Source organism: Peribacillus sp. SIMBA_075 (assembly GCF_046534585.1).
In genome coordinates, this window is the sequence record NZ_JAWRYN010000062.1 from 1 (window position 1) to 19,687 (window position 19,687).

At 39.3% G+C, this 19,687-nt stretch carries 23 protein-coding genes and 1 riboswitch; of the genes, 20 read left to right on the forward strand and 3 right to left on the reverse strand.

The features are described 5' to 3' along the window. Positions 1 to 497: 497 nt before the first annotated feature. The gene (gene pdxR / locus SB775_RS25355) at positions 498 to 1,892 is read right to left on the reverse strand and encodes a MocR-like pyridoxine biosynthesis transcription factor PdxR (RefSeq protein WP_410863899.1); all 1,395 of its coding nucleotides are present in this window, start codon (positions 1,890 to 1,892) and stop codon (positions 498 to 500) included. A gap of 133 nt (positions 1,893 to 2,025) precedes the next feature. Here pdxR and pdxS point away from each other — a divergent pair, with 133 nt between their 5' ends. The 15 genes from pdxS to SB775_RS25430 all read left to right on the forward strand — a co-directional run bounded on the left by pdxS (position 2,026) and on the right by SB775_RS25430 (position 14,468). Next, a complete protein-coding gene (gene pdxS / locus SB775_RS25360; RefSeq protein WP_089364659.1) occupies positions 2,026 to 2,913 on the forward strand; it encodes a pyridoxal 5'-phosphate synthase lyase subunit PdxS in 888 nt (295 codons plus the stop codon). 1 nt (position 2,914) lies between these two features. Beyond that, on the forward strand, positions 2,915 to 3,514 hold the full coding sequence (pdxT, locus tag SB775_RS25365; protein WP_089364660.1) for a pyridoxal 5'-phosphate synthase glutaminase subunit PdxT: 600 nt from the start codon (positions 2,915 to 2,917) through the stop codon (positions 3,512 to 3,514). Positions 3,515 to 3,679: 165 nt separating this feature from the next. Further along, positions 3,680 to 4,426 (forward strand): SDR family NAD(P)-dependent oxidoreductase, encoded by a 747-nt coding sequence (locus SB775_RS25370; RefSeq protein WP_410863900.1) that lies wholly within the window; start codon positions 3,680 to 3,682, stop codon positions 4,424 to 4,426. Between the two features lie 172 nt (positions 4,427 to 4,598). Continuing rightward, a complete protein-coding gene (locus tag SB775_RS25375; RefSeq protein ID WP_089364662.1) occupies positions 4,599 to 5,186 on the forward strand; it encodes a TetR/AcrR family transcriptional regulator in 588 nt (195 codons plus the stop codon). Between the two features lie 225 nt (positions 5,187 to 5,411). Beyond that, entirely contained in the window at positions 5,412 to 5,945 is a 534-nt protein-coding gene (gene ssuE / locus SB775_RS25380; protein ID WP_284470628.1) for an NADPH-dependent FMN reductase, read from the forward strand. Positions 5,946 to 6,225: 280 nt separating this feature from the next. After that, a riboswitch (SAM riboswitch) is annotated at positions 6,226 to 6,332 on the forward strand. A gap of 199 nt (positions 6,333 to 6,531) precedes the next feature. Continuing rightward, entirely contained in the window at positions 6,532 to 6,648 is a 117-nt protein-coding gene (locus SB775_RS25385; protein ID WP_375166291.1) for a YezD family protein, read from the forward strand. Between the two features lie 186 nt (positions 6,649 to 6,834). Further along, complete coding sequence (locus tag SB775_RS25390; protein ID WP_410863916.1) at positions 6,835 to 7,539, forward strand: phosphoadenylyl-sulfate reductase; 705 nt, start codon at positions 6,835 to 6,837, stop codon at positions 7,537 to 7,539. 30 nt (positions 7,540 to 7,569) lie between these two features. Beyond that, positions 7,570 to 8,718, forward strand: coding sequence for a sulfate adenylyltransferase (gene sat, locus SB775_RS25395; protein ID WP_410863901.1), 1,149 nt, complete (start codon positions 7,570 to 7,572; stop codon positions 8,716 to 8,718). 43 nt (positions 8,719 to 8,761) lie between these two features. Then, complete coding sequence (cysC, locus tag SB775_RS25400) at positions 8,762 to 9,361, forward strand: adenylyl-sulfate kinase (protein ID WP_410863903.1); 600 nt, start codon at positions 8,762 to 8,764, stop codon at positions 9,359 to 9,361. A gap of 16 nt (positions 9,362 to 9,377) precedes the next feature. Next, positions 9,378 to 11,003, forward strand: a complete 1,626-nt coding sequence (locus SB775_RS25405) for a nitrite/sulfite reductase (protein ID WP_410863904.1) — start codon at positions 9,378 to 9,380, stop codon at positions 11,001 to 11,003. 20 nt (positions 11,004 to 11,023) lie between these two features. After that, positions 11,024 to 11,239, forward strand: a complete 216-nt coding sequence (locus SB775_RS25410) for a DUF3906 family protein (protein WP_061463378.1) — start codon at positions 11,024 to 11,026, stop codon at positions 11,237 to 11,239. A gap of 19 nt (positions 11,240 to 11,258) precedes the next feature. Continuing rightward, positions 11,259 to 12,035, forward strand: coding sequence for a uroporphyrinogen-III C-methyltransferase (cobA, locus tag SB775_RS25415; protein ID WP_410863906.1), 777 nt, complete (start codon positions 11,259 to 11,261; stop codon positions 12,033 to 12,035). After that, complete coding sequence (locus SB775_RS25420) at positions 12,035 to 12,796, forward strand: sirohydrochlorin chelatase (protein WP_061463376.1); 762 nt, start codon at positions 12,035 to 12,037, stop codon at positions 12,794 to 12,796. Before cobA ends, SB775_RS25420 begins: the two co-directional genes overlap by 1 nt. Further along, on the forward strand, positions 12,777 to 13,391 hold the full coding sequence (locus SB775_RS25425; RefSeq protein WP_317777911.1) for an NAD(P)-binding protein: 615 nt from the start codon (positions 12,777 to 12,779) through the stop codon (positions 13,389 to 13,391). The genes SB775_RS25420 and SB775_RS25425 overlap by 20 nt, the downstream gene beginning before the upstream one ends. Positions 13,392 to 13,565: 174 nt before the next feature. Then, positions 13,566 to 14,468 (forward strand): sulfite exporter TauE/SafE family protein, encoded by a 903-nt coding sequence (locus SB775_RS25430; RefSeq protein WP_089364668.1) that lies wholly within the window; start codon positions 13,566 to 13,568, stop codon positions 14,466 to 14,468. A gap of 321 nt (positions 14,469 to 14,789) precedes the next feature. Here SB775_RS25430 and SB775_RS25435 read toward each other — a convergent pair whose 3' ends face one another. Both SB775_RS25435 and SB775_RS25440 read right to left on the reverse strand, forming a co-directional pair. After that, positions 14,790 to 15,935 (reverse strand): glycosyltransferase, encoded by a 1,146-nt coding sequence (locus SB775_RS25435; protein WP_410863908.1) that lies wholly within the window; start codon positions 15,933 to 15,935, stop codon positions 14,790 to 14,792. Next, positions 15,932 to 16,294, reverse strand: a complete 363-nt coding sequence (locus SB775_RS25440) for a hypothetical protein (RefSeq protein ID WP_410863909.1) — start codon at positions 16,292 to 16,294, stop codon at positions 15,932 to 15,934. The genes SB775_RS25435 and SB775_RS25440 overlap by 4 nt, the downstream gene beginning before the upstream one ends. A gap of 459 nt (positions 16,295 to 16,753) precedes the next feature. Between SB775_RS25440 and SB775_RS25445 the strand changes: the two genes are divergently transcribed. The 5 genes from SB775_RS25445 (at position 16,754) to SB775_RS25465 (ending at position 19,358) form a co-directional block, all read left to right on the forward strand. After that, entirely contained in the window at positions 16,754 to 17,065 is a 312-nt protein-coding gene (locus SB775_RS25445; protein ID WP_410863910.1) for a DUF2642 domain-containing protein, read from the forward strand. Between the two features lie 13 nt (positions 17,066 to 17,078). Continuing rightward, on the forward strand, positions 17,079 to 17,294 hold the full coding sequence (locus SB775_RS25450) for an LSm family protein (protein ID WP_410863912.1): 216 nt from the start codon (positions 17,079 to 17,081) through the stop codon (positions 17,292 to 17,294). Between the two features lie 456 nt (positions 17,295 to 17,750). Continuing rightward, a complete protein-coding gene (locus SB775_RS25455) occupies positions 17,751 to 18,269 on the forward strand; it encodes a mismatch-specific DNA-glycosylase (RefSeq protein WP_089364673.1) in 519 nt (172 codons plus the stop codon). A 31-nt stretch (positions 18,270 to 18,300) separates the two neighbouring features. Then, a complete protein-coding gene (locus tag SB775_RS25460) occupies positions 18,301 to 19,041 on the forward strand; it encodes an AzlC family ABC transporter permease (protein WP_410863914.1) in 741 nt (246 codons plus the stop codon). After that, entirely contained in the window at positions 19,032 to 19,358 is a 327-nt protein-coding gene (locus SB775_RS25465; protein ID WP_284470637.1) for an AzlD domain-containing protein, read from the forward strand. Before SB775_RS25460 ends, SB775_RS25465 begins: the two co-directional genes overlap by 10 nt. The last annotated feature ends 329 nt before the right edge of the window (positions 19,359 to 19,687 follow it).

Genomic DNA, 19,687 nt, shown 5'->3' on the forward strand with positions numbered 1-19,687 from the left:
CAGGCAAAAATTCAAAGGGAATCTCAAAAAGGGGTTCGGAATTTTTTAATTCCGAACCCCTTTTGTCTACAAACTGAGAAGTTCACGACAGTGAACTTCCCAGACTGTAGACAAACTCGAAGAAAAGCGAGTTTGCCTGCAGTATTTTTTTAAAAAACGTCTCAGTTGTTTTCAGCCGGAGCAAATATTCGGCCGTACACCGTACTTTTTCGTCCTACATCGCACTTTATTCGACCGTCCCGCATTATTCGGACTCCGTAGCATTCTTTTTGCGGTCCACATATTGAAATCGGCTTCTTCCCGCCGGTTCCTTGCCAAGCTCCTCACCGCAAGCATTTAGCGGTGAGGAGGCTCCAGACTTTTGGCAGGAGTGTCGCACAATTCCTCAATTTGGTTTCATCACAAATAAAAGTCTTATATTAAAATCAAGAAAGGGAATCGGGATGAGAGCATTCCGAACCCCATTTTAATCGACAAACTTAAAGAAGTTCACGTCTTCATAAACCCCACGATTTCAATAAAAGGTTAATGGCCTTTTCCAATTCATCTTCAGGAATCCCCGCGAAGCCCAAAATGATTTTTGGGGGATTTTCGTCAATTTTTTCGATTGAATATGTGGAAAGTCCATATATTTTAATATGGTCTTTGTTTGCCTTTTGAATAAGTGTCTGTTCGTCCATGCCGTTCTTAACGATGAGAACGATATGTAATCCTGAGCGTTCACCAATGATGTTTATTTGCTCATGGGGTTTAAACAGATCGATCACTTTATCCAACTTGCGCCTGTAAACTTTCCTCATCCGATTTAAATGCTTTTCGAAATCCCCTTCCTTCATGAACTGTGTCAACACATGTTGATCAATCCGTGAAACGCTTGAATGGTAAAAGGATAATTCCTGTTGATGCATTTGTAACAATGGGGCGGGAAGAACCATATAACTGATCCGAATTGATGGCATCAAAGATTTGGAGAATGATCCTAAGTAAATCACCTTTTCACCAGCATCCATACTTTGTAAGGAAGGAATTGTTTTTCCACTATAACGAAATTCACTATCATAATCGTCTTCGATAATATAGCGGTTTGCTGCACCTTGAGCCCAGTTCAACAATCGAGTCCGTCTGTTAACAGATAGGATTGTCCCATAAGGGAAGTGATGTGATGGAGTGACATACACTACGTCGATCTTTGAATTCTCAATTGGGTTGACCTTTACGCCTTCTTCATCAATTTGCAGTGGATGGACTTCATTTGGGTAGCTGCGTAATATCCGGTGAATCAAGTGATACCCTGGATCTTCAACACCATAAATGGTATTTTTATCGAAAAGAAGGACAAGCTGCTGCAATAAAATTTCCATTCCTGCACCAATGATGATCTGTTCGGGAACGCATTGAACTCCGCGTGCATGATACAAATAATGGGCAATTTCACATCGTAATTCATATTCTCCTTGAGAATCCCCCAGTAAAAGAAGTTCTTGATGTGCTTCATCAATTTTATTTTTCGTGTATTTTCTCCATTTTTCAAAAGGGAAGTTTTCCGTATCAATTTGGCTGGGATGAAAATGATACAACACTTCCCCTTCTTTATCATTAATTTTTTCCAAGGAAACTTGGTTGGTTTGTGTATACTCTAGATCCTCAAATGTTTGAATATAGTAACCTTTTCTTGGTATGACTTCAACGTATCCTTCAGCAGTTAATTGTTCATATGCAGTCTCGACAGTGTTTTGACTAATCTGAAGGAACTCTGCCAATTTACGTTTGGAGGGCAGTTTTGTGCCGTAAAGTAGACGGCCATCAATGATTTCTTTTTTAATATGTGAATATAATTGTTCGTACAAAGGAACTTCACTAAATCGATTTAAATCACAAGTTAGCATATTCATTTTGTTTCCACCTTTTTCGATAAAATTAACTGAACCCATTAAATTTATTAAAACTGACACTTTCAATGCGGTCAACATTTTTTTATACTAAGCCTAACAAATCTAAAAAATGCAAATATTAGGGGGAAGAGAAATGGAAAAATTATTAGGAACTGACACAGTAAAAAGAGGAATGGCACAAATGCAAAAAGGTGGCGTAATTATGGACGTCATTAATGCAGAACAAGCAAAAATCGCTGAAGCATCAGGTGCTGTTGCAGTCATGGCATTGGAAAGGGTACCTTCAGATATTCGTGCTGCTGGTGGAGTAGCAAGAATGGCGGATCCGCGTATCGTTGAGGAAGTAATGAATGCTGTATCTATCCCAGTCATGGCTAAAGCAAGGATTGGCCATATTGTTGAATCAAGGATTCTGGAATCCATGGGAGTGGATTATATCGATGAAAGTGAAGTGCTGACTCCTGCCGATGAAGAATATCATATTTTAAAAAGTGATTTCACAGTTCCTTTCGTTTGTGGTTGCCGTGATTTAGGCGAAGCTTCACGCCGTATTGGCGAAGGAGCATCGATGCTTCGTACAAAAGGAGAACCAGGTACGGGTAATATTGTGGAAGCTGTGCGTCATATGAGAAAGGTACAGTCCCAAATTCGTAAAGTGAGCATCATGAGTGATGATGAATTAATGACTGAAGCAAAAAATATCGGTGCCCCTTTCGAAATTTTAAGAGAAATCAAACGGACAGGAAAATTGCCTGTAGTTAACTTTGCAGCTGGCGGAATTGCCACTCCAGCAGATGCAGCGCTTATGATGGAATTGGGAGCAGATGGCGTATTCGTGGGATCTGGTATTTTTAAATCAGAGAATCCAGAAAAATTCGCATCGGCAATCGTTCAAGCTACTACATATTTCACCGATTATGAGTTGATTGGCCGGTTGTCAAAAGAGTTGGGCAGTGCAATGAAAGGAATTGATATTTCTAAACTAGCTCCAGCAGAACGGATGCAGGAACGTGGATGGTAATATGATAACTATCGGTGTTTTGGGATTACAGGGTGCAGTCGAGGAACACTTGAACCAAATCAAAGCTGCCGGCCAACAAGCAATAATAGTAAAAAAACCCGAACAGTTGCATGAAATCGATGGCTTAATCATTCCAGGCGGAGAAAGCACTACGATGAGAAAGCTAATGGATCGATACGGATTTATGGAACCGATCAAAACTTTCTTCGAACATAAAAAACCTATTTTCGGTACATGTGCGGGGATGGTATTGGCGGCCAATGAATTGAATGGTGATGAGAAGGCCTATCTTGAACTAATGGACATTTCCGTGAAAAGAAACGGGTTTGGCCGCCAAAGGGATAGTTTCGAGGCCGAACTATCAATCAAAGGACTGGAAGAACCTTTTAAGGCAGTTTTCATCCGGGCGCCATTCGCGGATGGTATTGGAGAAGATGTGGAGATATTGGCTGTTTATGAAGAGAATGTTGTGGCTGCGAGACAAGAACATGTCCTTGTCAGTGCTTTTCATCCAGAATTAACAGGGGATGATCGTTTCATGCAGCTTTTCATAGAAATGGTGAAGACATCCATATTTAAAGAAGAATTGAAAACCTGTTAACCAAAGTAAAAGCTGTCCTATCATTAGGACAGCTTTTACTTTTATGTGCTATTGACTGAAAGTGATTAAAATAATATATTGCTTGAATTTACTATTCTATAGTTCTACAATAAAAAAAGTAAGTATTTACTTACATTTTTATTTTGGCTTGAAAGGGGAATGTATATGACAGCAAGAGTTGCAGTTATTACAGGAGGAGCAAGCGGAATTGGCCGAGCAGCATGCTTGAAATTCGCAGAAAAAGGGGACAAGGTCGTTGTTGCGGATTTTAATGATGAAATGGGACAGGAAACCGTTGAACGGATTAAAGCGGATGGCGGAGAGGCCATTTATGTAAAAACGGATGTTTCTAAGCTTGAAGAGGTTGAAGCGTTAATCAATAAAGCGGTGGAAGCATACGGAAGGGTCGATATCATGTTTAATAATGCCGGCATCGGGGGCGGTGGGATGATCCTCGATCAAGATATGGAAGGGTACTTCAAAACGATTGGTGTGAACCAGCACGGAGTGGCCTTTGGAATCATGGCAGCGGGACGAAAAATGAAGGAACTAGGTAACAATGGTGTCATTATAAATACAGCCTCTGTGTTTGGCTACTTAGCTTCCCACGGGACTTTCGCCTATCAAGCGTCTAAAGGCGCCGTAAGGATGATGACACAGACAGCTGCTTTGGAATTGGGTGCTTACGGAATACGCGTAGTGGGCATTGCACCAGGCGGTGTTGACACTCCAATCATACAAGGCTATAAGGATATGGGAATCATCGATAAATTGCATGCAAGTCAAATGCGCGGTAAATTAATTAAGCCCGAAGCAATCGCAAATGCTGTCTATCTATTATCTTTGGAAGAAGCGGATGCAATCAATGGAAGTGTAGTCATGGTTGATGATGGCTATGCATCTTTTAAATGATTTTCTGAAAAAGAAAACATCGTCGCATTCAGACGATGTTTTCTATATATGATATTTGGGAATATTGATTTCTATAGATCAAAGGTAATATTGACCGATTAGCACCATCGAGATATCATGGGAAATAGATTGGTGAAACCGGTCTTATCTTTATAAAAGAAGGTTGATATTTTTGAAAAAAGGGCAGCAAACCAAAGAACGAATCATAAATGTAGCCCGGACGCTTTTTGCCACCAAAGGTTTTGACATGACAAGAACGAATGAAATTGCCTCTGCATGCAATGTTTCCGAAGCTACTATTTATAAATACTTTGAAAGCAAAAAAGATTTGCTTCTGGCTACAATTACTCCTAATGAAAAAGAGGAGTCTGAAGACGGGACTAGCCATCTATCTACTGATGATCTTGTGGAGAATCACGTTTGCACCATGATAAACAAAATTCTGGAAAATAAAGAACAATTTTCGATATTATTTCGGGAAACGCAATTCGATCAAGATATTTCAAAGCAATATGTGGATCAGATTTTCAAGCCGAATGCCAAACATGTAGAAATACAAAAAAGAATAGATAGCGGAGAGATACATTATATTTCTGATATTATTCTATTTAATGTAGGGATCATTTCCTTCACATTGGCGTTATCCACTCATTATGAGATTCATCAACAGAAAAAGGAACCATATTTTACTGCTGAGCGAATTAAGAGCATTGCTCAACTTTTGGTTTATGGTATTCATGGGAAAAACAATCATACATAATAAAACGGTCATATTTAAAGGCATGAGCATCAAGCCGTAAATATGACCGTTTTATTTTTGAATGGGAAGCGATCATTCTTATTGACGAAGTCAATTCGTGAATTAAATAAACAGGTGTGTAAGATTTGACTTATATTTTTCAGACTATTACGATAAATACATGCTGCACGATATGACATTATGAGGATTTTATCTGGAAATCATGTAACATGGAGGGGATTTATAATGAGCGAAATCGTAATTTTATCAGGAAGTCCAGCGGTTCCATCAAGAACGGACATATCACTAAAACATATTCAATCTTTAGTTGAAAAAGAAGGATTTACCACAACTTATTACTCAATTACGGAATTCTCAGCAGATGATTTATTCCAGGGGAAATATAATAGTGAAGAAATTTTAAAGCTTTCAGAAAAAATTCAAGAAGCTAGAGGAATTATTATTGGTTCACCTGTATATAAGGCCTCTTACACAGGCATATTGAAAGCCTTGATTGATATGCTGCCAGAAGGAGCTTTTAAGGGAAAGCCAGTGCTGCCAATTATGATTGGCGGAAGTAACAGGCATTTATTGGCGATAGACTACGCGCTTAAACCATTAATTTCAATATTGAAAGGCGAGCCGTTGCAGGGCATATATTTTGTGGATAAGGAAATAGATAAACAGAATTCAGAAAACCCGATTAATGATTTGAATTTAGTGGATCGGGTTCAAAGTCAGGTTCAGGAATTTGTAGAAGCGATTCAATTAAGGAATTAATGGCTGCAAGCTATCGACTTCAACAAAAGGACTGGTATTCGAATAATTTTTTTTTGAATAATGCCAGACGTCAATAATAGGCTAATTAATGAAAATAGGCGCATTTTTTTGGAGACTTTAACTAAAAAAATGAGTCTATTTTCGTATTTAAATGAACATAAAATCATTAATGGAATAGTGTGTATAAAAATAACAGTTCAACCAGTATATTAAACCAAGTTAATTTATAAGAAAACTCCATTGACAAGGATTAAATTTATGTTAATATTTAAAATAATAAAACTTATCCAGAGCGACGGAGGGAATTGGCCCTTTGAAGTCCAGCAACCTGCATGATATGCAAGGTGCTACATCCAACAAAATGTTGATCATTTTGGAAGATAAGGTAATGAATATTTACCTTGGAATCTTTCCATCATGGAAAGATTTTTGTTTTTCGAAAAAATTATTGGCAAACCATAGCAATGTAAGGTTGTTAGGAATTATATAAATTTAAGAAATTCGTTTAATCAGCCTCTAAAAATAAGATATTCCGGAATTCCTTAAAGGGGGAACAGGTTTGGATAAAGAGAATCAGCTTGCAGAAATATTTGAACGACTTCAAGAAATGCTTAATTCAATGAAATATGGATCCATTACACTTATTGTCCAAGATGGTAAAATCATTCAAATGGAAAGAAATGAAAAACTAAGAATTAAATAAGGTATCTGCTGACTAGAAAAACTAGAGGCGGGTTTAACTGATATAAAGAGAGTATTGGTTAGATTCGTCTCTTTTTCCTAGGATCGTATAACTCGAGAAGATTACAACGGGAATTGATCTACAGTTACTCTAACCTGTGAAACATAGAGCAAGTTCTTAGAGGGGGTAATAAAGTTGGCTGCATTAATAAATTATGAAAATTTCAACACCGGGGATTTACCTGCATTTCCTGAAGATAGTGAGACAAAAGGTGCTTTGGAAGTTCTGCAATGGGCGAATGAACAATATGGAAACAAACTCATTTATGCCTGTAGTTTTGGTATTGAAGGCATCGTGCTTACGGATTTATTGGCGAAGGTCAACCCATCGGCAAAAATTGTTTTCCTGGATACAGATGTACATTTCGAGGAAACTTACCAACTGATCGATCAAGTGAAAAAGAGATATCCAAGGCTTTCGATCGAAATGAAGAAACCTGCCTTGACGCTTGAGGAACAAGCAGCGGAATATGGAGATGAATTATGGGTTAGTGATTCCAATAAGTGTTGTAACATCCGGAAAATCACTCCGCTTACTGATGTGCTTTCAACGGCAACAGCCTGGCTTTCTGGACTGCGGAGGGAGCAATCCGAAACAAGGGCGCTGACCGAGTATATCAACAAGGATAATAAGTTCAAATCGATTAAAATATGTCCACTCATTCATTGGACATGGAAAGATGTTTGGCGTTACGCCCACAAAAATGGACTTCCGTATAATATCCTGCATGATAATGGATATCCGAGCATTGGCTGTAAAACGTGTACGGCACCTGCCATCAATGCCGATGACTTACGCTCAGGCCGTTGGCAAGGAGCGCAAAAAACAGAATGCGGATTGCATTTATCTTAAAATAAATAGAAACCATAGGGGGAAATTAGCATGACAATCAGTCTACCGCACGGAGGAACAATAATCGATCTTTGGGAACCAAAATATGATTTTAGTAAAATAACAAAGTCAATCGAAATTGATGAAATAGCATTAAGTGACCTTGAATTGATAGGCACTGGTGCCTACAGTCCAATTAAAGGATTCTTTACGAAAAGTGATTATGAGACAGTTGTCAAGGATATGAGACTTAGCAGCGGCCATGTTTGGAGCATCCCGATTACGCTGCCTTTGACTGAAAAAGCTGCAGAATCTCTTATTATAGGTGAAGAAGTGAAGCTGACTCATGAGGGTGAAACATATGGGGTCCTCTCCGTTTCTGATATTTTCACTCCCGATAAACAATTGGAAGCGACTTTAGTATATCAAACGGATGATGGGGAGCATCCTGGAGTGAGAAATTTATATAACCGCGGGGATGTATATGTCGGCGGAGAAATAAAGTTAGTCAAGAGAATAGAGCGTCCGCTATTTCAAGCCCATTATTTGGACCCAGTTGAGACAAGGAAAGCTTTTGCTGAAAAAGGCTGGGAAACCGTTGTCGGATTCCAAACGAGGAACCCTGTTCACCGTGCGCATGAATACATTCAAAAGACAGCTTTGGAGATTGTCGATGGCTTATTCTTAAACCCTCTTGTAGGGGCCACTAAATCCGATGACATTCCGGCAGATGTACGAATGGAGAGCTATAAAGTGCTGCTTGATAAATATTATCCCAAGGATCGTGTCTCTCTTGCCGTTTTCCCTGCTGCCATGCGTTATGCAGGACCAAGAGAAGCCATTTTCCATGCGATGGTCCGTAAAAATTATGGTTGCACCCATTTTATCGTCGGACGTGATCATGCGGGTGTGGGCGATTATTACGGCACATATGATGCTCAAAAAATCTTTGGGAATTTTAACGCGGATGAATTAGGGATCACACTATTATTCTTTGAACATAGTTTTTACTGTAAAGCATGTGGCAATATGGCTTCAGCTAAAACTTGTCCGCATGGAAAGGAAGACCATGTCATCCTGTCCGGAACGAAGGTAAGGGAAATGTTGCGAAATGGAGAAATTCCTCCAGCTACCTTTAGCCGTAAAGAAGTCATCGAGGTGTTGATCGAAGGTCTAAAAAAGAATGAAGTTTATAACTGATTGGACATAAATTGAAGGATCACATGATGAGGGGGATTATTATATGAGTAAAAGTACGAATGTCACTTGGCATGAAACGTCATTGACCAAGGAGCTCCGCCGGAAGCAGAACGGGCATGAAAGCACAGTTCTTTGGTTTACAGGACTATCTGGTTCCGGAAAATCAACGATTGCTAACGCGGTCGCTAAAGAGTTATATAATCGGAATATTCGAAGTTATGTTTTGGATGGTGATAATATCCGCCATGGTTTAAATAAAGATTTAGGTTTTTCTGAAGAGGATCGAACCGAGAATATCAGGCGGATAGGTGAGATTTCCAAGCTCTTCGTGGATAGTGGGCAGTTCGTATTGACCGCCTTCATATCACCTTTTAGAGCTGATCGGCAGATTGTACGTGATTTACTCGAAGAAGGCGAGTTTATTGAAGTATACATAAAATGTCCGATCGAAGAGTGCGAAGTGCGTGATCCAAAAGGTCTGTATGACAAGGCGCGTAAGGGAATCATTAAAGACTTTACCGGAATCGACTCTCCATACGAAGAACCTGAACAACCGGAAATCATTTTAGAATCCGACCAATACAGCATTGAAGAATGCGTTGAACAGGTAATCGGCTATTTGACAGCAAAGAAAGCGATCTAATCAAGGAGGAAATGTAATGGTTTACGAGAAATTTTGGTCGGAAAATCCACTAATCGCTAAAAATAAAACGGAAATCTGGAAATTGGAAAAAGACGGATTGAAGATATTCGATGATATTCCACATTACGCTGCAAATGGTTTTGATTCCATCCCTAAAGAGAATTGGGATATGTTCAAATGGGCAGGCCTATACCTGCAACGGCCAAAAGAAGCTGGTTACTGGATGATGCGTGTCGTTATTCCCGGAGGTATCCTAACTTATGATCAACAAATGGCACTAGCTAACATCGCTAAAGATTATGGGAGGGATGTATATGATATTACAACCCGTCAAGCCATTCAATTTCACTGGTTGACCATCGAACAAGTCCCGGATATCTTAAGCCGTTTAGAACAGGTTGGACTGACTACGGCCGGTGCATGCGGTGATATCACACGTAATATCATCGGGAATGCATTAGCTGGCATCGACCCTGACGAAATTTTTGATACACGTGAAGTCCTTAATGATGTATTTGAGTATTTCCGCCTTAACGAAGACTATTCGAACCTTCCAAGGAAATATAAAATGTCCATTAGTGCCAATATCCATAATGCTTCGAATGCTGAAATCAACTGTGTTTCATTCAATCCAGCTACAAAAGAAATTGATGGAGTAATGGAAGTTGGCTTTCACGTAAAAGTGGGCGGGGGGCTTTCCTCCGTTCCGATGCTGGCAGAAGAACTTGACTTATTCATTTTACCTGAAAAAACAGTCGAAGTAGCAGCAGCCATCACGACCATATTCCGTGACTTTGGCTACCGTGAAAAGCGTCATCGCTCCCGATTGAAATTCCTTGTGGCTGACTGGGGTCCTGAACAATTCAAGGGAAAATTGCTGGAATACACGGGGCCGCTTCCTGAAAAGGGAGAAAGTGCAGTGAAGGGATGGAATGCAGGTTATTTCTATGGCATCCATAAACAAAAACAAGATGGTCTGAACTATGTTGGAGTCAATATACCAGTTGGTCGTCTAAATCCAGACGAAGTGATCGAGTTTGCCGAACTTGCGAAGAAATATGGAAATGGTGAAATCCGCAACTGTAATTCTCAAAATTTAATCATTCCAAATGTGCCGGATGCAAAACTTGAGGAATTAAAACAGGAATCCATCTTTGAAAGATTTCCATATCAACCAAAAAAATTCATTGGTTATTCCGTTTCTTGTACAGGCATCGAGTATTGTAACCTGGCACTCGTTGAAACAAAAAAACGAATGAGGACCATTTCTGAAACACTGGACAAGGAAATAGATCTCGATGTGCCTGTAAGGATGCATATGGTCGGTTGTCCGAATAATTGCGGTCAAAGAGCAATCGCCGAAATAGGGCTTCAAGGCATAAAAATGAAAAATCAGGACAAAAAGATGGTCGAAGCTTTTGAGATTTACGTCGGAGGAACGCTGAATGAAGGCGGGAAGTTCAATGAAAAACTTAAAGGAAAAGTGGAAGCTGAACAGCTCTATCATGTTCTGAAAGAACTGATCCTATTTTTCAAAGAAACAAAGCTTCTATCCGAAACCTTCCTTGATTTTGTGGAAAGGGTAGGAATAGCAGAGCTACAAAGTAAGCTTGATGATATAATGGCCGAAGTGGCCGTTTAATAGGGGAAGGTAAGCAATTCATGAATCTATACAGATTTGAAGTCACTATCAAGGAAGAGCCAATCCATGTCATCATTGTTGCCGATTCAGATGAAAAGGCGTTTGAACTTGTTGATATCGAGCTGGAAAAGCATTATTTGAAAATGCCTGAGGTGGACGACATCTCATTATACGAAAAAAAGAAAATTAAAAATGGAGCTGGTTTCATTTTATCGGAATTCGAAACGATTCTCTAAGGGAAGGCAGGTTGCATAAATGGGGAAAGTATATCTAGTAGGAGCCGGTCCCGGAGATCCAGATTTAATTACATTAAAAGGATTAAAATGCATTCAAGAAGCTGATGTCATTTTATATGATCGACTTGTCAATAAAGATCTATTAAATTATGCAAAAGCCGATGTAGAGTTGATTAATTGCGGTAAACTTCCGGATTACCATTTATTGCAGCAAGATACTATCAATCGTTTCCTGATCAAGTATGCAAAAAAGGGAAAAGTCGTCACCCGATTGAAAGGTGGCGATCCATTCGTCTTCGGTAGAGGCGGAGAGGAAGCGGAAGCCCTTGCCACAAGTGGAGTGAGCTTTGAAATTGTACCAGGAATTACAGCTGGAATTGCCGCTACAGCCTATGCAGGAATTCCAGTTACACATAGGGACCACGCTTCATCTTTCGCGTTCGTCACCGGTCATCGGAAAAAGGATGAAGAGGATAATATCAAGTGGGAAGCCCTTGCAAAAGGAATCGATACATTAGCCATTTACATGGGTGTTAAAAACCTGCCATATATTCAAGGAAAACTTATGGAGCATGGAAAAAGTCCAGAGACTCCGGTAGCCCTCATCCATTGGGGGACTTTAAAAACACAAAGGACAGCTGTCAGTACCTTGGCTAATGTAGTGGATACGGCCAAAAACGAACAGATTTCGAACCCTTGCATGATAGTCGTGGGCGATGTCGTTAATTTGCGTGAAAAAATTAAATGGTTTGAAGCAAAACAAGCCGAAAATTTGTTGGCAAATGAGGCATTTTAATGGAAGCCATTTTATACATTTGCCATGGAAGCCGCGTTAAAGAAGCTTCAGCCCAAGCCATTGACTTTATTAAAGTTTGTATGGCAGCGCAGCCAAATTCCATTCAGGAGTATTGCTTCTTAGAATTGGAAACTCCAACGATAGAAGACGCCTACGAACGGTGTGTACAAAAAGGAGCGACGAAAATCATCGCTATTCCCGTTCTATTGCTGACTGCTGTACATGCAAAATATGATATACCAGTCATATTGAACAAAATGAAAAAACGGTTCCCTGCAGTTGACTTGAGATACGGAAGACCGATTGGTGTCAGTGATAAAATGGTTGACATTTTAGTGGAACGGTTGGAAGAAACAAAAGAGCGGGTTACTGAGGATTCTTTGGTTTTATTGGTCGGAAGGGGCAGCAGTGATCCCGATGTGAAAAGGGATTTAGGCCGAATAGCGGATTTGCTTAGGAACAGGTTTCCAAAAAGCCGGGTCCAGGAATGTTATTTGACAGCTGCCACACCAAGCTTTGAAGAAGCATTGGATTTTGCTGAGGAATCCCGACCAAACCAAGTTTTTATCATTCCTTACCTATTGTTTACTGGTATCTTAATGAAGTCAATCGAAAATAGGCTGAGAAAGATCCAAAAAAAGGGAAGGCAAAAAATCATACTTTGCCGTTACTTAGGTTATCATCCAAAGATTGAACATGCAATATCAGAACGAATTCATGAAGTGAGTGGAGAGGGAGCTTATGTATCCAATTACGCTTAATATCGCGAACAAGAAGTGTGTCATTATCGGCGGTGGAAAAATTGGTTACTTTAAAGCCGGCCCCTTGTTGGAAGCTGGTGCTGAAGTGACCGTCGTAAGCCCTGAGATATGCGAGGGATTTCAACTATTGGAAAAAGAAGGCAAGGTTCGAGTTTTACTAAAAGAAGTGGAAGAAACCGACTATAAAGATGCCTTTTTAATCATAGTTGCAACAAACTCTACATTAGTTAATGAACGAGTTTATGAGAATACATCCCAAAGTCAGTTAGTAAACGTAATTAGTAATCATGAGCTGGGTAATTTTCATATTCCGGCTACATTGAATAGAGGCATGCTTTCCATAAGTGTTTCTACCAATGGAGCAAGTCCGACACTGGCAAAAAAAATCCGGAATGACTTAGGGGAAGTATATGATGAGTCATTTGAAGAATATCTTGAATTCCTTTTTGAAGCAAGGATGATTATTAAGAAGAGTTCATTTTCAAAAGAGGCAAAATCTAAGTTGTTGAAAGAGTCAATAGAGGATGTTTATAAATATTCCTTAAAAGAAAGATATCGTTTTTTAGCTAGGCTTTTGCCAGTTGAAGCTGAATAAGTAAATCATTGGGCTGATCAGAAAAACTGAAGGCACCTAACCAACATGTCATTTCATTTTGGTTAGGTGCCTATTCGTGTCTTAAAAGAAATTTGAATGATCTATTCAGGCAACTGTAACCGTCTGTCGGGTCGATGTTATCAAGGTTCTATTTTATTGAAAAAGGGGAAGGTCATGAAAAAGTTAATTGTTTTAGCCTTTATCGGGTTTTTAGCCCAATTAATAGATGGTTCACTTGGAATGGGGTATGGGGTGAGTTCCACTTCCTTATTGCTGACATTCGGGATTGCCCCTGCAGTAGCATCGGCATCCGTTCATTTATCGGAAGTAGTGACCACAGCAGTGTCCGGAGCTTCACATATAAAGTTTGGGAACGTGGATAAAAATATGGTCTATCGCTTGATCATTCCAGGTTCGGTGGGCGCATTTGTAGGTGCATGTTTCCTGAGCAACCTTCCTGCCGAATTAGCTAAACCGTATATTGCCATTTTTTTATTTGGCCTTGGTGTGTACGTTTTATTCCGCTTTTTATTTATTTTTAAACCGTCAAAGGAAAACGAAACGGTAAACCCATTAACCGCAAAACAATCCATTCCGTTAGGCCTTTTTGCCGGCTTTTGTGATGCAACTGGCGGAGGTGGCTGGGGCCCGATTGCAACGCCTGTTTTATTGTCAAAAAAAGGGATGACTGCGAGAAAAGCCGTAGGAACTGTAGATACGAGTGAATTTGCCATCGCTTTCTTCGGAAGTCTTGGTTTTATCCTTTCTCTTGGATGGGAAGCGGTCAATTGGCTTTGGGTGGCCGCGTTGATTATTGGCGGAGTGGTTGCGGCACCAATTGCAGCCTGGCTCGTCAGAATGCTACCTGCTCAATTAATGGGTGTTTTAGTAGGTGGTTTCATTATCTTAATCAATGTACGAACCCTATTAGCCGCATGGATTCCGATTGAAGCCCATATATATATCTATACAGGCATCGTGATTATATGGCTTTCAGGAATTCTTTTTACCATCAATAAGATGTCCACAGCAAGAAAAGATGATCATATCGAACAACAACAGCAGAATGTTTCCTAATTCCCGAGTTAGGCAGAGGTTGATGTACACAAAAGGAAATTCAGTTACCTACTATGAAAACTCGTAGGTACATAAATACCTACGAGAAAAGTCATTAAAGTCTTTCAATGAAAACTAGATCCTATTTATAGACTTAATCAGTTCCCAGCCCCATAGCTGTGTCCATTAAGTATACGCTTTTAAGTTATCTTAAAAATCGAGAGACTTATGCCTCCAATATCTATGTAGTTTTATTCTCCTAGCAAAGAATCAAGAGCACCCCTATCCAAGACCATCTTTATCATTATGAGAGTTTTATATTTCAAAACAGCAGCAGAACCATTAATTGATGGCCTGCTGCTGTTCAAATGATTGAATTGTGCTTTCATATAATTCAATAAGCGGTAATATATTTTTTTTACTATCGAAATGTTCCAATACAAATTTTCTTAATTCCCTGCCTGTTTGAACTCCAATACTTGATTGATGGAGGTTTCGTAAGTCCCGATAAATAATGGCCTGGCTGCTGGCCTGTTTTGCAGCATGATCCCCAAAGTAGCATTTCCACGCTTGTTGAAAGTTATTACTATTCACTTCCCCAAAGTATCCGAGATTTCCACACGAAATAACGGGTCTCTCGCATGCCATTGCTTCCAAAGCAACCCTGCCAGTACCAACAACATAGTCTGCAAGCGCATAATAGTCCTTCACATTTTGTTGTTCCCCGGTGAAATGAATGAACTCTTCCTTACACGAAGAATGGATACTTGCTGCCATATTCTTAATATCCTTTAGTTGGCTTCCGTTGCCTACGATGATCACATGAAGGTTGGGAATATCCTTTAATTTTAAATCCCTGCAGGCTTTGATTAAAAGCATGCAGATTCTTGCTTTATGTCGAGTTATCCTGCTGCAGTATAGAATTACTTTAGCTTTCGGAGGAATATTCATTTTTACCCTTAATTCCAATGAAGGGGAAGGGGAAAAATCGGTTGTATCAATACCATTTGCAATTATTGAAATATTCTTAGGGAAAAATGGCTGAATATGTTTTTTTACCGGTTCACTAACCGCAACTGCGGCATCTGTAATCCGTAAGACACTTTTTATATCAGATTCAGGGAAGTATGTCCCGTGAAGAGTGAATATGAACGGAATGTTTGAGAGTTTCGCAGCCTTGGCAGCGATGTTGCCCGATGTAATCTGGTGACCATGCACTAGTGAAATCTGTTCTTTTCGTAACAAATCTACCAAACTGTTTAATAATAGAGATTCTGCCTCGGAATTGATTGTTAATGTTTTAGGAAAATTCATTTGATGAATTTTACATCCCGTTTCTCGTAATCGACTTATCATACTCCCGTTTCCTGTAACAACTGCTGTATAAATTCCTCTAGACTGTAATTCCTTCACAAGACTCAAAACATGCGTTTCCGTTCCACTTACATCCATCGTATCTAACACCATCAGGACTCTTATTGATTTCATGATATCTTCCCTCTTGGGGAAACTTCACCCGATTCAGGAAATGAAAGAAGTTTAATTTGGTTTGAAGAAAATGGGGAAATAACGGTGTTTATTTCTTGTCTTAAGAATGAGATGGGCTCTTGATCCGTTCCAGTTATGGCACAACAAATAATATCGTCAGCATCAAATTGCCCCCATCTTATATAATAACCTTTATTTAATGCTTCTGAAAAAACAATATTAATAGGAAGTGAACATTTGAAAAATGGATAAGTTGCTTGACTTGACCCTGTATCAGGACATTCTTCGATTAGTTCAGATGTTTTGTAGCATGAAGGAATTACAAAACTTATGTAATCCCTTATTTGTCTATATTTCATACTTATCACCTCAAATGTATCATATTCAGCCTTTAAAGAAATGGACATGGATTTGTAAAACCTTCAAAAAATAATTCAAGTAATTAAAAAAAGGTTATTTAGTCCAAGCCGAAAAGACCAGTCATCAATATACTACTTTTGAAGCGATATAAGAAAGGCGCAGCAAAAAGACAAGATCCACAAAGAAATCAATTTACTCTGATGGATCAAGGAATTCAAGGAGGTCGAATCTAGGTAAAATAGTAGCAAAAATCCAGATCGAAATTCATTTTCGGTTGGAACCATACAAGGATACACTTTCTCGATCGACAACGAGTTCAGTGCTGTATTAAGGAAAGGAAGGGGGACCGTTGCAAAAAGGAAGAGGAAAAAAAGAAATCCGAGCATTGGGGATGAAGGAATAAAGAAGCGAACAATGATGAAGGAAATAAAATAGACAATAAAAAAGGTGGTAAAAAAATGAGCAGTGAGAAGCAAGAGAAGCAAAGTAAAAAGAATTCCTGCGACTATCTCTACTATAAATGGCTTATTGAAAATGGAACAGCTCCGGGGAGACCTGGAGCCCCAGGTGCATCTAGAGATTCGTACCATGATTTGAAAAAGGTTTTAAGAAGGTTACTAGGAAGAACGGTAACGGTATCAACTGATTTTGCCCCTGTGACGGGAATATTAAGTGCGATTGAAGCTGATTATGTCGTAATAACTGAAGCAGCTGGATCTGTTGTATTTGTTCCGCTTTACGCCATAAATTCAGTTAGAGAGCCTATTTAAGGAGGAAAATGCATTGTTAGATAGTATTTTTTATAGACAACTAAGACATTACATTGGGGACACGGTCGAAGTAGCTACGAGCAGTGATTTATTCGTGGGAGTGTTACATGCAGTAACCGATGAAATAATTCGATTAACAGAAACGGCTCCGGGCTATGAAAGTGACTTAGATATCATTACAATCCCACTGGATCAGATTAAATATGTTCGCGTTGATAACGCACAATAAGTTATATGAAGAAGCAGCCACCTATCAGGTGGCTGTTTTTTTTGCGTTTGAAATGCCATTGGATTCGTACATGCCAATTGGTTAAGCAAAGGTATATCATATTTATCAGTCTTTCGATTCATTACGGAAAATAAATGAAAGGGGCTATGTTAATTGGTCGGGGTCATTTGATTCCTTAAGCTACACTCATTCGATTAAGAGACATGAGTGTAGTTTTTCCTAGTTTTATAGCATGCATCTTTCTGTGAAAAAAGACAACTGAATTCAAGAAGAGCAATAGATCTTCAATATTCCATTTGACAGGATGTCATAAAATTATTGAGTTATCATCCTTCATTCTACTTAAATCGTTGTTAAGTTTTTGGAGATAAGTTTGTGAAAATGGCGGAAAAGGTAGTTAAATATTTTTCAGTTTTGTACAATAATTATATAAGAGATTTGAAAAGGAGTTTTACAATGGAAGGAATCGCTGATCATTTGAAGGAAAATCTGGATATATTGTTTGTTGGTTTCAATCCAAGCATTCGGTCAGGAGAGACTGGCCACCATTATGCGAATCCAAACAATCGTTTTTGGAAAATCCTCTTCGAGTCAGGGCTGACACCAAGGAAATATCACCCAACTGAAGACTCGTCATTGATGGATCTAGGTTATGGTTTTACCAATATCGTTTCCAGGCCTACAAAAGGTGCTGACGAAATCACTAAAGAAGAGTACATAAAAGGAAGGAAGCAGCTAAAAAGGAAAATTGAAAAATATAAACCTAAACTTGTCTGTTTTGTTGGCAAGGGTGTCTATCAGGAATATCGTCAATTACGGAAGATTTCTTGGGGGCTGCAAGGAGATCCTTCATCGAAGCGGACAATGGAATTCGTTGCCCCTTCTTCGAGCGGTTTAGTGAGAATGCGGATAGAAGAAATCATTGAAATATATAGTGAGTTGCCAATTCTGCTCGGCAAGCTGGGGGGAAATTGAAGGAACTTATTAAAATAAGGGTGGAATTCTTATGAGTCAGGATAGCACTGAATGGAAAAGTGATGGCTTTTCCGAAGTTAAAGAAGGGGAAGGCTTTTGGCAAGGAGTTAAGGATTGTATACCTACATTGTTGGGATATTTAAGTATCGGTTTTGCTGCAGGAGTCGTAGAAAAAACGTCAGGCTTAAGTATGATTGAAGTGGCACTTATGTCGCTTTTACTCTATGCAGGGTCAGGACAATTCATAGCGGCTGGGATGATAGCTGCAAGTCATCCAGTATCGGCCATTATTTTTACGATTTTTTTTGTGAACAGTCGCCATCTTTTACTTAGTGCTGCATTGGCACCATATTTCAGGCATCAAAGTTTGAAACAAAACATGATAACGGGAGCCCTATTAACGGATGAAACGTTTGGGGTGGCCGTCACATCAGCACAGAAAAAGAAACAACTCGATTTTAAATGGATGCTTGGTTTGAATCTTGCAGCCTATTTAAATTGGTTCATTGCAAATATGGCCGGCGGTTTCTTTGGACAATGGATTCCTGATCCCGAAAAATATGGGATGGACTTCGCCTTGCCAGCGATGTTCATCGGCCTTTTAGTTTTGCAAATTTTAAGTAAAAAAGCCTTTTTTATAGATCTTGCAGTCGCAATTAGCAGCATATTAATCGTTGTTGCAGTAAGCTTCTTCTTTCCTGGCAGTACTGGCGTCATAGTAGCGACGATTGCAGCTTCAACGATAGGGATGGTGATTGGCAGATGGAAATAAGCGGATATATCCTTGCTGTCATCATAGGGACTTCGATTGTAACTTTCATACCTAGAGTCGTTCCATTGATGCTGCTTAGTAAAATGCAGATTCCTGAGTGGGGCATTGACTGGCTGAAGCATGTGCCAGTGGCTGTAATGGCGGCGTTGTTGGCTCAAGAGCTACTATTATCGGAACAGGTCTTTTCAATTAAGGATAATGCATTGAATTTATCCGCAGCTTTACCTGCTTTCCTGGTTGCCATTTTTACGAGGAGTCTCTTGGGTACGGTTATGATTGGAGTGCTTTCCTTGATGATATTACGATTTTTCTTTTAATAAGTACTAAAAATTTAAAGGATGGACCGATATAACCAGTAATGGATTTTCCATTACTGGTTTTTCATTTCACATAACATAATTTACTATAAGCAACTATTTGACTTCGTCCATTTCGGTTAGGCAAATAACGATTTTTAATGAACATTGTCAGCTTGATTATCAAAAAAGACAGTGATTACATAAACTAGGGTGATAACTTCTGAAGAGTCGTTTTGGTTAACTGGAATGAAAGCGCTTCTAATTTAAAATGAAGGCTGTTTTCACATACTTTGTTGCTATTTACCAGGTAGTGAGTTGTGGTTGATTTCCCCTCCAGATGCTCGCTT